This is a genomic window from Streptomyces sp. (genome assembly GCF_031181555.1).
Taxonomy (GTDB): domain Bacteria; phylum Actinomycetota; class Actinomycetes; order Streptomycetales; family Streptomycetaceae; genus Streptomyces; species Streptomyces fimbriatus.
Window position 1 is genome coordinate 1 of sequence record NZ_JAPSKQ010000011.1, and the last position, 13,347, is coordinate 13,347.

Consider the following 13,347-nt stretch of genomic DNA (forward strand, 5'->3'; position numbering starts at 1 on the left):
CCGGTGTCCTGAAGCGGCTCCGGTGTCCTGAGGCGGCGGTGCGACGCGGGGGTGGTGCTGCGCCGACACGGCACCACCCCCGCCGCACGGGCCCCTTACGAGCCGTGGACGCCGCTCGGGACGGCGTCGCTCAAGTTTCAAGCAGCGCGGGGCCGTCCACCAGGGTTGCAGGGGGTTGCAACTTGCCGCCGCCGTGGTCGTACTGGGCACCCCGATCGGGGGCAGACGGCAGTATGAGACCGACAGTCAGAACGGATCTCGGGGGTGCGGCCGGCGGGTCGTGCGTGTGGCCGGCCTCCGAGCCCTTCCCCCGGGAGGACCGGTGGCGCTCTCGCCGATGGACGTGACGCAACTGGCCGCCGTCGACGCGACGCGTGCGGCCCGGGTGCTGAGCGAGGTCCGCTCCGCCGCGCTCGCCGGACAGCGCGCGCCCGTGGCCCCCCGCCCGGTGATCGGACAGTCCTGGGAGCGGATGCTGCGCAGCGGCGTCGACCCGGACCGCGACGTCCGCAGCGGGCTGCTGTCCCGCGAGGAGGTGCAGCGGCGGAGGGAGTCCTCGCGGCTGCGGCATGTGCTGCCGGTGCTGCGGGAGGGGCTGCTGTCGGTCGCGGACGTCGCCCACCACATCATGGTGGTGGCCGACGAGGAGGGCCGGGTGCTGTGGCGGGAGGGCAGCGCGCCGGTGCTGCGCAAGGCCGACGGGCTGGGCTTCGAGGTCGGCGCGGACTGGCGCGAGGAGGTCGTCGGCACCAACGGGGTGGGCACGCCGGCGGTGACCCGGCGTCCGGTGCAGGTCTTCGCCTCCGAGCACTTCGTGCGCTCGCACGCCACCTGGACCTGTGCCGGGGCGCCGCTGACGGACCCCCGGGACGGGCGGCTGATCGGCGTGGTGGACGTGAGCGGGCCGCTGGAGACGATGCACCCGGCCACGCTGTCCTGGGTCGACTCGGTGGCCAAGCTGGCCGAGGCGCGGCTGCGGGAGATGCATCTGGAGACGCTGGAACGGCTGCGCGCGGTGGCGGCGCCGGTGCTGGCCCGGATCGAGGGGCGCGCCCTGGTCGTGGACCGGTACGGGTGGACGGCCGCGGTCACCGGGATGCCGTACACGCGGCGGCTGACGCTGCCCGCGTCGGTGTCGGCGGGGATGCGGTGGCTGCCGGCGCTGGGGCGGTGCTCGCTGGAGCCGCTGGCCGGGGGCTGGCTGGTGCGGGCGGCGGACGAACCGGTGGCGCGCGACGCGACCCGGATCGTGCTGGACCTCAGGGGGCCGCGCCGCTGGTCGGTGGAGGTGTCCGGCGGTGCGGGCTCGTGGACGCGGGAACTGAGTCCGCGGCACGCCGAGTTGCTGTACCTGCTGGCCGTGCACCGCTCGGGGCGCAGCGCCGCCGGGCTGGCCCAGGACCTCTTCGGCGACCCGGCCCGCACGGTGACGGTGCGCGCGGAGATGTCCCGGGTGCGGCGCTATCTGGGCAGCCTGCTGGACCACCGTCCGTACCGTTTCGCGGAGAGCGCCGAGGTCGACGTCCTCCTGCCGGACGACCCCCGCGACCTCCTCCCCCACTCGACGGCCCCGGCGCTGGACGGCCGGCGAACGCGGACGGCGAAGCCGTAGGGCACCCCGCGCACACCTGCCCGGACCGCCACCCACATGCTCACCGCCTCACCCGGGAGGTTGCGGATTCCGCTCATTTGCAGGGTCCTCACCTCCCACGGCGCCCACCTGCCGTAGCATCCCGATACGGGCCACCCCATCTGCTCCACGGTCAACCCGCGGATCACCGGACGCAGTTGGCTCGTCTCGGGAGGACGTCATGAAGCATCGCGGCAGGCACCGCCGACGCAGGCGGGGCAGGGCGCTGCGGGCCGCGCTGGCCGGAACCGCCCTCGCGCTCACCGCGGCGGCCACCCTGATCAGCACCTCCCAGGCCACCGACGCCGACGACCCGGGGGCGTTGAAACCGCTCACCGCGCCCGCCGAGACCGCGCCGCTGCGACTGACCGAGCACGAGGTCCCGCGGGACTGGCTCGACCGGCTCTCCTCCCGGATGGGCCGGCCCGTCGGCGTCGGCGCCGTGCTGGCCGACCCCGACGGCGCCCTGCGCGACGCGGAGGACTGTCCGGCCGACGACCGGCGCGCCCTGCCGGTGGAGCCGGCCGCCACCCGGGCGTACTGCTGGACCGGCACCGACGGCTGGCGGTCCGGCGCGGTCACCACCTCCGGGGACGCGGACGACGACGGGCGCTGGGGCGAGCACCGGGTGATCCTCTCCGGCTGGAGCCACGAGGGCAGGCCGGCACGGGACGGCACCGCCACCGCCGAGCGCGGGCTCGCCCGCGTCGCCTTCGTCGACGCCGGTGATCCGGCCGGCCTCCGCTACACCTGGGCCCTGCTGGCCGTTCCGGTGGACGGCGGCCGGGACTACCGCGGGCTCGGCTCCCCCGTGTCCGGCATGGTCTGGTACCAGGACAAGCTGCTGGTCACCGCGGGGCGCGGGGAGGACAGCGCGCTGTACGTGTACGACGTGGACCGGGTGCTGCGGGCCACCGTGGACGGCATGCCGGTCGGCCGGGTGCCCGGCGGCTGGTCGGCGGCCGGGGCGCGGTACGTGCTGCCGGCCGTCGCCTCCTACCGCCCGGCCGGTGCGGACGCCCCCCGGCCGGGCGGCATCTCCCTGGACCGCAGCACCGCGCCGGACAGCCTGGTCGCGCACGAGGCGGTGCCCGGGGACCACGACGGACCGACCCGGCTGTGGCGGTACGCGTTCAGCGACGCCCCTCGGCGGACGGGCCTGCTGGCCACGGGCCCGCTGTCGCGGGCGCACCCGGTCGAGGCGTACGAGACGGAGCTGACCGATGTGCGCAGCGTGCTGTCGCACCGGTCGGGCTGGTACCTGGGCCGGATGACCGGGACGCCGGACGAGCGCGGCTCGCTGTGGCGGCAGGACGGGGAGGGGGCCCGGCCCATCCGGTGCGGCGCGGACGAGACGCACCGCTGCTGGAGCGGCCGGACGGCGTCCCTGTCCCACTGGCAGGAGACGGGCGAGGTCTGGTCCCAGTCCGGCCGGATGCTGTTCGCCCTGCCCCTGGCCTCGGTCGACCGTTCCCTCGACTAGGGCCCGTCCGGGGCCGTGTCCGTACCGTCCCGCGGATCGGCCGGGCGTTCGACAGGACTCCGTGCCGGGTGGTTCCCTTTCGGACATGACGACCATCCCCGTGACCACCTGGTCCCTGGAGCAGACCGCGCCCACCGATCTCCTTCCGGCCGCCGCGCCCGAGGGGGACGTGCGGATCGTCCGTTCCGAGGTGCCCTCGCCCGAGTTCAGCCGTTTCCTGTACGCCTCGGTCGGCGGTGACATCCGCTGGACCGACCGGCTGGGCTGGACGTACGCGCAGTGGCTGGAGCACCTGGACCGGCCCGGTGTGGAGACCTGGGTGGCCTACGACCGCGGGACGCCCGCGGGGTACGTGGAGCTGGAGTCCCAGGACGACGGGGTCGTGGAGATCGTCTACTTCGGGCTGCTGCCCGGCTTCCGGGGCCGGCGCATCGGCGGGTACCTGCTGTCGTACGGGACCGCCCGCGCCTGGGACCTGGCGGAGCGCTGGCCTGGGGTGAAGCCGACCACGCGGGTGTGGCTGCACACGTGCAGCAAGGACGGCGAGCACGCCATGGCCAACTACCGGCGCCGGGGCTTCAAGCTGTTCGACACCAAGGTGGAGGAGGAGCCGGAGGTGGCCGCGCCGGGCCCGTGGCCGGGGGCCCACCCCGCCTGACCAGCGCGGACAAGACCGCCCGTCCCGCTTGTGACCAAGGACACCCTTGTCTCTCACTTCGAGACAAGGGTGTCCATATCTTGGATGAAGCTGGACTGTGTCCAGATCGCCGTGCCAGGCTTCCGCCATGCCTGGAACTGGAATCGCCTTGGTGAGTCGGCGGCACGTCGACCTCGGCCGCATGTCCAGCGCCATCTGTCCGGCGCGCTGAGAGCACCCAGCAGCGCCCGACAACCCCTTCCCCGTTCTCCCGCTTCACCCCCGCGCAACGCCGCGCACGCCTGCTCGTGCATCCGTATGCGCAGGTCAGAGCCGCATTCCCGTCTGTCCCGAAGGACGTATCAACCATGGCCGCCACCCCGCAGAAGCCTGCCGCCGCGCAGCAGCCTGCCGCCGCGACTCCCCGCCGCAAGGTGAGCCGTCACCGCGGAGAGGGACAGTGGGCCGTGGGTCACCTCACTCCGCTCAACGGCAACGAGCAGTTCAAGAAGGACGACGACGGTCTCAATGTGCGGACACGCATTGAGACGATCTACTCCAAGCGCGGGTTCGACTCGATCGACCCGAACGATCTGCGCGGCCGGATGCGGTGGTGGGGCCTGTACACCCAGCGCAAGCCCGGGATCGACGGCGGCAAGACCGCGATCCTGGAGCCGGAGGAGCTGGACGACGAGTACTTCATGCTGCGGGTGCGCGTGGACGGCGGCGCGCTGACGACCCGGCAGCTGCGGGTGATCGGCGAGATCTCGCAGGAGTTCGCGCGCGGCACCGCCGACATCACCGACCGGCAGAACGTCCAGTACCACTGGATCCGCATCGAGGACGTGCCCGAGATCTGGAACCGGCTGGAGGGCGTGGGCCTGTCCACCGTCACCGCCTGCGGCGACACCCCCCGCGTGATGATCGGCTCCCCCGTCGCCGGCATCGCCGAGGACGAGATCATCGACGGCACCCCGGCGCTGGAGGAGATGAAGCGCCGCGTCCTGGGCAACAAGGCGTACTCGAACCTCCCCCGCAAGTTCAAGACCGCCATCTCCGGCTCTCCGGCGCTGGACGTGGTGCACGAGATCAACGACGTCGCGTTCGTCGGCGTCCGCCACCCCGAGCACGGGCCGGGCTTCGACCTGTGGGTCGGCGGCGGCCTGTCCACCAACCCCAAGCTGGGCGTGCGCCTCGGCGCCTGGGTGCCGCTGGAGGACGTCCCGGACGTCTACGAGGGCGTGCTGTCGATCTTCCGCGACTACGGCTACCGCCGGCTGCGCAACCGGGCCCGGCTGAAGTTCCTGGTCGCCGACTGGGGCGCGGAGAAGTTCCGCCAGGTGCTGGAGGACGAGTACCTGAAGCGCAAGCTGGTCGACGGGCCCGCGCCCGAGCAGCCCGTGCAGCAGTGGCGCGACCACATCGGCGTGCACCGCCAGAAGGACGGCCGCTTCTACGTCGGGTTCGCCCCGCGCGTCGGCCGGGTCGACGGCACCACGCTCACCAAGATCGCCGACCTGGCGGAGGCGCACGGCTCGGGCCGGGTGCGCACCACCGTCGAGCAGAAGATGATCATCCTCGACGTCGAGGAGGGCCAGGTCGACTCCCTGGTCGACGCGCTGGAGGCACTGGACCTCACCGCCAGGCCCTCGCCCTTCCGGCGCGGCACCATGGCCTGCACCGGCATCGAGTTCTGCAAGCTCGCCATCGTCGAGACCAAGGCGCGCGGCGCCTCGCTGATCGACGAACTCGAGCGCCGCATCCCGGACTTCGACGAGCCGATCACCATCAACCTCAACGGCTGCCCCAACGCCTGCGCCCGTATCCAGGTGGCGGACATCGGTCTCAAGGGCCAGCTGGTCCTCGACGACCGGGGCCAGCAGGTCGAGGGCTACCAGGTGCACCTCGGCGGCGCGCTCGGCCTGGAGGCGGGCTTCGGCCGCAAGGTGCGCGGCCTGAAGGTCACCGCCGACGAACTGCCGGACTACATCGAGCGGGTCCTCAAGCGCTTCCAGGCGGAGCGCGAGGACGGCGAGCGCTTCGCCGCCTGGGTCGCCCGTGCGTCCGAGGAGGCGCTGTCGTGAGCGAGCGGGCCGTGCCGTTCCACTGCCCCTACTGCGGGGACGAGGACCTGCGTCCCAGCGAGGAGGGACACGGCGCCTGGGAATGCGGCGCGTGCAACCGAGCCTTTCGGCTGAAGTTCCTCGGGCTGCTCGCCCGGGGGCTTGAGCGATCCGAAACGGGAGGGGACCGGATATGACCGCGATTCAGGAAGAGCGTGACACCGAGGAGTTGAAGGCGCTGGCCGAGCGGGCGGGCCGCGACCTGGAGGACGCCTCCGCACTGGAGATCCTCACGTGGGCCGCCGAGACCTTCGGCAAGCGCTTCTGCGTGACCTCCTCGATGGAGGACGCGGTGGTCGCCCACCTCGCCTCCCGCGCCATGCCCGGCGTCGACGTCGTCTTCCTCGACACCGGCTACCACTTCCCGGAGACCATCGGCACCCGGGACGCGGTGGAGGCCGTGATGGACGTCAACGTCATCACGCTGACCCCGCGTCAAAGCGTGGCCGAGCAGGACGCGGAGTACGGCCCGAAGCTGCACGACCGCGACCCCGACCTGTGCTGCAGGCTGCGCAAGGTGCAGCCGCTGGAGGAAGGGCTCAGGGGCTATGTGGCCTGGGCGACCGGGCTGCGCCGCGACGAGTCCCCGACCCGGGCGAACACCCCGGTCGTCGGCTGGGACGAGAAGCGGCAGAAGGTGAAGATCTCCCCCATCGCCCGCTGGACCCAGGACGACGTGGACGCCTACGTCGCCGAGCACGGCGTGCTCACCAACCCGCTGCTGATGGACGGTTACGCCTCCGTCGGCTGCGCGCCCTGCACCCGCCGGGTCCTCGAGGGCGAGGACGCCCGGGCCGGCCGCTGGGCGGGCCGCGCCAAGACCGAGTGCGGGCTGCACGGCTGACCATGACGACCCTTCAGGAGACTGACGTGACCGGAGCCACCGTCTGGCTCACGGGTCTGCCGAGCGCCGGCAAGACCACCATCGCGTACGAGCTGGCCGGCCGGCTGCGCGAGCGGGGCCACCGCGTCGAGGTGCTCGACGGCGACGAGATCCGTGAGTTCATCTCGGCGGGCCTGGGCTTCTCCCGCGAGGACCGGCACACCAACGTGCAGCGCATCGGCTTCGTCGCCGAACTGCTCGCCCGCAACGGCGTGCTGGCCCTCGTCCCGGTGATCGCGCCGTACGCCGACAGCCGGGAGGCGGTGCGCAAGCGGCACCAGGCGAACGGCACGGCGTACGTCGAGGTGCACGTGGCGACGCCGGTCGAGGTGTGCAGCGAGCGCGACGTGAAGGGCCTGTACGCCAAGCAGGCCGCGGGTGAACTCACCGGGCTCACCGGGGTCGACGACCCGTACGAGGAGCCCGAGTCGCCCGACCTGCGCATCGAATCCCAGAACCAGACCGTGCAGGAGTCCGCCGCGGCGGTGTACGCCCTGCTCAGCGAAAGGGGACTGGCATGACGGCCACCGTTGCGACCGTGACGGAGGAGACCGACAGCCCGTACGCGCTCTCCCACCTCGACGCCCTCGAGTCCGAGGCCGTGCACATCTTCCGTGAGGTGGCGGGCGAGTTCGAGAACCCGGTGATCCTCTTCTCCGGCGGCAAGGACTCCATCGTCATGCTGCACCTGGCGCTGAAGGCGTTCACGCCGGCCCCGGTGCCCTTCTCCCTGCTGCACGTCGACACCGGGCACAACTTCCCCGAGGTCCTCGACTACCGGGACCGCACGGTCGCCCGGCACGGGCTGCGGCTGCACGTCGCCTCCGTGCAGGACTACATCGACCGCGGCGTCCTCAAGGAGCGCCCCGACGGCACCCGCAACCCGCTGCAGACGCTGCCGCTCACGGAGAAGATCCAGAGCGAGAAGTTCGACGCGGTGTTCGGCGGCGGGCGCCGGGACGAGGAGAAGGCCCGCGCCAAGGAGCGGGTGTTCTCGCTGCGCGACGAGTTCTCCCAGTGGGACCCGCGCCGCCAGCGTCCCGAGCTGTGGAACCTGTACAACGGCCGCCACGCGCCCGGCGAGCACGTCCGCGTCTTCCCGCTGTCCAACTGGACCGAGCTGGACGTGTGGCAGTACATCGCCCGCGAGAACATCGAACTGCCCGAGATCTACTACGCGCACGAGCGCGAGGTCTTCCGGCGCGACGGCATGTGGCTCACCGCCGGCGAGTGGGGCGGCCCGAAGGACGGCGAGAGGGTCGAGAAGCGGCTGGTGCGCTACCGCACGGTCGGCGACATGTCCTGCACCGGCGCGGTCGACTCCGACGCCGACACCATCGAGAAGGTGATCACCGAGATCGCCGCCTCCCGGCTCACCGAGCGCGGTGCCACCCGCGCCGACGACAAGCTCTCCGAGGCCGCGATGGAAGACCGCAAGCGCGAGGGGTACTTCTAAGCATGAGCACGACCACGACCGAGGAGCTCTCGGCCACCACCCTGCTGCGGTTCGCCACCGCCGGTTCCGTCGACGACGGCAAGTCCACCCTGGTGGGCCGGCTGCTGCACGACTCCAAGTCGGTCCTCGCCGACCAGCTGGAGGCCGTGGAGCGGGTGTCGGCGAGCCGCGGCCAGGAGGGTCCCGACCTCGCACTGCTCACCGACGGTCTGCGGGCCGAGCGGGAGCAGGGCATCACCATCGACGTGGCCTACCGCTACTTCGCCACGCCGCGGCGCCGGTTCATCCTCGCCGACACCCCCGGCCATGTGCAGTACACCCGCAACATGGTCACCGGGGCGTCGACGGCCGAGCTGACCGTGATCCTCGTCGACGCCCGCAACGGCGTCGTCGAGCAGACCCGCCGGCACGCCGCCATCGCCGCGCTGCTGCGCGTCCCGCACGTCGTCCTCGCCGTCAACAAGATGGACCTGGTCGACTACCGGGAGGCGGTGTTCGCGGAGATAGCCGAGGAGTTCACCGCGTACGCGACCGAGCTGGGCGTCCCCGAGGTCACCGCGATCCCGATCTCGGCGCTGGTCGGCGACAACGTCGTGGAGCCCTCCGCGCACATGGACTGGTACGGCGGCCCGACCGTGCTGGAGCACCTGGAGACCGTCCCGGTCAGCCACGACCTGGCGCACTGCCACGCCCGGCTGCCCGTGCAGTACGTGATCCGGCCGCAGAGCGCCGAGCACCCCGACTACCGGGGCTACGCCGGCCAGATCGCGGCCGGCACGTTCCGCGTCGGCGAGTCGGTGACCGTGCTGCCGTCCGGCCGGGCCACGAGGATCGCCGGGATCGACCTGCTGGGCGAGCCGGTCGACGTGGCGTGGACACCGCAGTCGGTGACCCTCCTGCTGGAGGACGACATCGACATCTCCCGCGGCGACCTGATCGTCCCCAGCAAGGACGCGCCACCGACCACCCAGGACATCGAGGCGACCGTCTGCCACGTCGCGGACGCCCCGCTGACCGTCGGCCACCGGGTACTGCTCAAGCACGGCACCCGCACGGTCAAGGCGATCGTCAAGGACATCCCGTCCCGGCTCACGCTCGACGACCTGTCGCTGCACCCGCACCCGGGCCGGTTGGTCGCCAACGACATCGGCCGGGTGAAGATCCGCACCGCCGAACCGCTGCCGGCCGACTCCTACGCGGACTCGCGGCGCACCGGCTCGTTCATCCTCATCGACCCCAGCGACGGCACCACGCTCACCGCGGGCATGGTCGGCGAGTCCTTCGCCTCCCCGGAGCCGGTCAAGGACGCGTCCGAGGACGAGGGGTGGGACTTCTGAGCATGAACTCCACCGACTACTACGGCACCTTCGCCAAAGAGGGCGGCCGCGTCGGCAGCGGAGCTCTCGGCAGCGGGCAGGGCGGAGTGGCCCGATGTGCGCGTTGACGTACGCGCACCGCTCGCGCGCCCTCACCCCCCACCGCCGTAGACGCAAACCCGCCGATCTCCCGGCCACGGCCTGAGAGTCCGTGACCGCCGGGCCTTGCGAGAGGAACACCTCCCGTGCCTGCCACGACCGTCCTGCGCCGCACCTTCGCGGTGATGGCCGTCCTTCCGTTGCTCACCCTGGCCGCCTGCGGCTACGGGTCCCAGGCCAAGGACGACGACACCGCCGAGATCGCCGCCGGGGCGGAGAAGATCGACGGCCTCGACAGCGTCAGGATCGGCTACTTCGGCAATCTGACCCACGGCACCGCGCTGGTGGGCAACCAGAAGGGCTTCTTCCAGAAGGAGCTCGGCGCCACGAAGGCCCGGTACGCGGTCTTCAACGCGGGGCCCTCCGAGATCGAGGCGCTCAACTCGGGTTCCCTCGACATCGGCTTCATCGGCCCGTCCCCGGCGATCAACGGCTACACCAAGTCCGGCGGCAGGAACCTGCGCATCATCGGCGGTTCGGCGTCCGGCGGGGTGAAGCTCGTGGTGAATCCGGACGAGGTGAAGTCCCTGAAGGACGTCAAGGGCAAGCGGATCGCGACCCCGCAGCTCGGCAACACGCAGGACGTGGCGTTCCTCAACTGGGCGTCCGAGCAGGGCTGGAAGGTCGACGCGCAGAGCGGCAAGGGCGATGTGACGGTCGTCCGCAGCGACAACAAGGTCACCCCGGACGCCTTCGCCTCCGGCTCGATCGACGGCGCCTGGGTGCCGGAGCCGACCGCTTCGAAGCTGGTCGCGCAGGGCGGCAAGGTGCTGCTGGACGAGGCGTCCCTGTGGCCGGACGGAAAGTTCGTGATCACGAACATCATCGTGCGGCAGCAGTTCCTGGAGGAGCACCCGAAGGCCGTCGAGGCGGTACTGAGGGCGTCCCTCGAGGCCAACAAGTGGATCAACGCCCACCCGGACGAGGCGAAGGCCGTCGCCAACGAGCAGCTTCAGGCCGACTCCGGCAAGGCGCTGCCCGCCGAGGTCCTGGACCCGGCGTGGAGGTCGATCCGGTTCACCGACGACCCGCTGGCCGCCACCCTCGACGCCCAGGCCGAGCACGCCGTCGAGGCGGGTCTGCTTCAGGAGCCGGACCTGGAGGGCATCTACGACCTCACGCTCCTCAACAAGGTCCTCGAGGCCGAGGGCGCACCCGCCGTCGACGACGCCGGACTCGGCGCCAAGTAAGCCGGATCCCGAAGAGTTCCCAGGAGGTGACGACCATGGCCACGACCCTCGCCAAGGCCGCCGACGGCACCGAGTCGGCCACGCACGCCGCCCGGATCGAGCACGTCTCGAAGTCGTATCCGGGCCCTGCCGGGCGGCAGCTCGTGCTGGACGACATCAGCCTCGATGTCGCGCCCGGCGAGTTCGTCACCCTCCTGGGTGCCTCGGGCTGCGGCAAATCGACGCTGCTGAACCTGGTCGCGGGGCTCGACCGCCCCACGGCCGGCACGATCAGCACGGACGGCCGCCCGGCGCTGATGTTCCAGGAGCACGCGCTGTTCCCGTGGCTGACCGCGGGCAAGAACATCGAACTCGCCCTGAAGCTCAGGGGCGTGCCGAAGAACGAGCGCCGCGGACGGGCCGAGGAGCTGCTCGAGCTCGTCCGGCTGAAGGGCGCGCACGGCAAGCGGGTGCACGAGCTGTCCGGCGGTATGCGCCAGCGCGTGGCCATGGCCCGGGCGCTCGCCCAGGAGAGCAAGCTGCTGCTGATGGACGAGCCGTTCGCGGCGCTGGACGCCATCACGCGCGACGTGCTGCACGACGAGCTGACCCGGATCTGGCGCGAGACGCAGCTGTCCGTCCTGTTCGTCACGCACAACGTGCGCGAGGCGGTCCGGCTCGCTCAGCGGGTGGTGCTGCTGTCGTCCCGCCCGGGGCGGATCGCCCGCCAGTGGACGGTCGGCATCCCGCATCCGCGCCGTATCGAGGACACCGCGGTGGCGGAACTGTCCGTCGAGATCACCGAAGAACTCCGTGGGGAGATCCGCCGTCATGGCCAGCACTGAGACGACCGCGAAGGACAGGGACGGGGGCGACCTCGCCGGGCTGGAGGCGGGACTCGACGCCCTCGAGACGGTGCAGACCGGCCGCAAGCCGCTGCGCCAGACCTTCGTGGAGAAGATCCTGCCGCCGGTCGTCGCCATCGCGCTGGTGCTGGCGGTGTGGCAGGCACTGGTCTCGTTCGAGATCGTCGACGATCCGACGAAGCTCCCCCCGCCGGGGGCGGTGTGGGACGTCGTCCACCAGGCGTGGCTCCAGGGCGAGCTGCTCGGCTACATCTGGACCAGCGTCTCGCGCGGTCTGCTCGGCTTCTTCTTCGCGCTGCTGATCGGCACCCCGCTGGGGCTGCTGGTGGCGCGGGTGAAGTTCGTGCGCGCGGCGATCGGCCCGATCCTGTCCGGTCTGCAGTCGCTGCCGTCGGTGGCGTGGGTGCCGCCGGCCGTGATCTGGCTGGGCCTGAACAACCAGATGATGTACGCGGTGATCCTGCTCGGCGCGGTCCCCTCGATCGCCAACGGCCTGGTCTCCGGCGTCGACCAGGTGCCCCCGCTGTTCCTGCGGGCCGGCCGCACGCTGGGCGCGACGGGGCTGAAGGGCACCTGGCACATCGTCCTGCCGGCCGCGCTGCCCGGTTACGTGGCGGGCCTGAAGCAGGGCTGGGCGTTCTCCTGGCGCTCCCTGATGGCCGCGGAGATCATCGCGTCCTTCCCGGACCTCGGCGTGGGCCTCGGCCAGCTGCTGGAGAACGGCCGCAACGCCAGCGACATGGCCATGGTCTTCGAGGCCATCCTGCTGATCCTGACCGTCGGTATCGCCATCGACCTGCTGATCTTCAGCCCGCTGGAGCGGTGGGTGCTGCGCAGCCGCGGTCTGCTGGTGAAGGGCTGAGGCGCGGCCATGCACCGTCCGGTTCTTCTCGTCGTCGCCCACGGCAGCCGCGATCCGCGGCACGCCGCGACCGTGCACGCCCTGGTGCGGCGGGTGCGGTCGCTGCGGCCGGGGCTGCGCGTGGAGACCGGCTTCCTGGACTTCACCCTCCCCTCCGTGCAGGGCGTGCTGGAGTCCCTGGCGGCGGAGGGGGTCCGCGACGTGGTCGCCCTCCCCCTGCTGCTGACCCGCGCCTTCCACGCCAAGGCGGACATCCCGGCGGTGCTGGCCCAGGCACCGCCGCGGCTGCGGATCCGCCAGGCCGAGGTGCTGGGCCCGTCGCCGCTGCTCCTCGCGGCGCTGGAACGGCGCCTGTACGAGGCGGGCCTGACGCCCGCCGACAAGTCCTCGACCGGGGTCGTGCTGGCCTCGGCGGGGTCCACCGACCCGGAGGCGATCGCAGTGATCGCAGAAATCGCGCGGGAGTGGCGGCACACCGGTTGGTGCGCCGTGCGGCCTGCGTTCGCCTCCGCATCCCTGCCCCGCACCGAGCAGGCGGTACGCGAACTGCGCGCCCTCGGCTGCGCGCGTGTCGCCGTCGCCCCGTACGTCCTGGCTCCCGGCTTCCTGCCGGACCGTATCGCGCGGGGCGCGGCGGAGGCGGACGTCCTGGCGGACGTCCTGGGCCCGGCGCCGGAGGTGGCGCGGGTGCTGCTGGAGCGGTACGACGAGGCGCGGATGCCCGTGCCGGCGGCGGTCGGGGCCTGACGCGCCGGGTGCCCGG

The 13,347-nt window shown here is 72.1% G+C and carries 14 protein-coding genes; all 14 read left to right on the forward strand.

Annotated features, from left to right (window positions below):
- The first annotated feature begins 337 nt into the window (after window positions 1–337).
- The 14 genes from RIM90_RS04255 (at window position 338) to RIM90_RS04315 (ending at window position 13,331) form a co-directional block, all read left to right on the forward strand.
- Window positions 338–1,612, forward strand: a complete 1,275-nt coding sequence (locus tag RIM90_RS04255) for a GAF domain-containing protein (protein ID WP_309059229.1) — start codon at window positions 338–340, stop codon at window positions 1,610–1,612.
- A gap of 199 nt (window positions 1,613–1,811) precedes the next feature.
- Window positions 1,812–3,113 (forward strand): hypothetical protein, encoded by a 1,302-nt coding sequence (locus RIM90_RS04260; RefSeq protein WP_309059172.1) that lies wholly within the window; start codon window positions 1,812–1,814, stop codon window positions 3,111–3,113.
- Between the two features lie 85 nt (window positions 3,114–3,198).
- Entirely contained in the window at window positions 3,199–3,771 is a 573-nt protein-coding gene (locus RIM90_RS04265) for a GNAT family N-acetyltransferase (protein WP_309059173.1), read from the forward strand.
- A 127-nt stretch (window positions 3,772–3,898) separates the two neighbouring features.
- The gene (locus RIM90_RS31515; RefSeq protein ID WP_310887545.1) at window positions 3,899–3,982 is read left to right on the forward strand and encodes a putative leader peptide; all 84 of its coding nucleotides are present in this window, start codon (window positions 3,899–3,901) and stop codon (window positions 3,980–3,982) included.
- 136 nt (window positions 3,983–4,118) lie between these two features.
- Complete coding sequence (locus tag RIM90_RS04270; protein ID WP_309059174.1) at window positions 4,119–5,834, forward strand: nitrite/sulfite reductase; 1,716 nt, start codon at window positions 4,119–4,121, stop codon at window positions 5,832–5,834.
- Window positions 5,831–6,010 (forward strand): hypothetical protein, encoded by a 180-nt coding sequence (locus tag RIM90_RS04275; protein WP_309059175.1) that lies wholly within the window; start codon window positions 5,831–5,833, stop codon window positions 6,008–6,010. The genes RIM90_RS04270 and RIM90_RS04275 overlap by 4 nt, the downstream gene beginning before the upstream one ends.
- Window positions 6,007–6,717: a phosphoadenylyl-sulfate reductase gene (locus RIM90_RS04280; protein WP_309059176.1), complete on the forward strand. Its 711-nt coding sequence runs from the start codon at window positions 6,007–6,009 to the stop codon at window positions 6,715–6,717. The genes RIM90_RS04275 and RIM90_RS04280 overlap by 4 nt, the downstream gene beginning before the upstream one ends.
- 2 nt (window positions 6,718–6,719) lie before the next feature.
- Window positions 6,720–7,277, forward strand: a complete 558-nt coding sequence (cysC, locus tag RIM90_RS04285; protein ID WP_309059177.1) for an adenylyl-sulfate kinase — start codon at window positions 6,720–6,722, stop codon at window positions 7,275–7,277.
- Window positions 7,274–8,212 carry a sulfate adenylyltransferase subunit CysD gene (gene cysD / locus RIM90_RS04290; RefSeq protein ID WP_309059178.1) on the forward strand — a complete coding sequence of 313 codons (939 nt, stop codon included), beginning with the start codon at window positions 7,274–7,276 and terminating at the stop codon, window positions 8,210–8,212. Before cysC ends, cysD begins: the two co-directional genes overlap by 4 nt.
- A gap of 2 nt (window positions 8,213–8,214) precedes the next feature.
- Window positions 8,215–9,549 (forward strand): GTP-binding protein, encoded by a 1,335-nt coding sequence (locus tag RIM90_RS04295; RefSeq protein ID WP_309059179.1) that lies wholly within the window; start codon window positions 8,215–8,217, stop codon window positions 9,547–9,549.
- A gap of 224 nt (window positions 9,550–9,773) precedes the next feature.
- Window positions 9,774–10,877, forward strand: a complete 1,104-nt coding sequence (locus tag RIM90_RS04300) for an aliphatic sulfonate ABC transporter substrate-binding protein (RefSeq protein WP_309059180.1) — start codon at window positions 9,774–9,776, stop codon at window positions 10,875–10,877.
- A gap of 35 nt (window positions 10,878–10,912) precedes the next feature.
- Window positions 10,913–11,701 (forward strand): ABC transporter ATP-binding protein, encoded by a 789-nt coding sequence (locus RIM90_RS04305; RefSeq protein ID WP_309059181.1) that lies wholly within the window; start codon window positions 10,913–10,915, stop codon window positions 11,699–11,701.
- Window positions 11,688–12,584, forward strand: a complete 897-nt coding sequence (locus RIM90_RS04310) for an ABC transporter permease (RefSeq protein WP_309059182.1) — start codon at window positions 11,688–11,690, stop codon at window positions 12,582–12,584. Before RIM90_RS04305 ends, RIM90_RS04310 begins: the two co-directional genes overlap by 14 nt.
- A gap of 9 nt (window positions 12,585–12,593) precedes the next feature.
- Complete coding sequence (locus RIM90_RS04315; protein WP_309059183.1) at window positions 12,594–13,331, forward strand: sirohydrochlorin chelatase; 738 nt, start codon at window positions 12,594–12,596, stop codon at window positions 13,329–13,331.
- The last annotated feature ends 16 nt before the right edge of the window (window positions 13,332–13,347 follow it).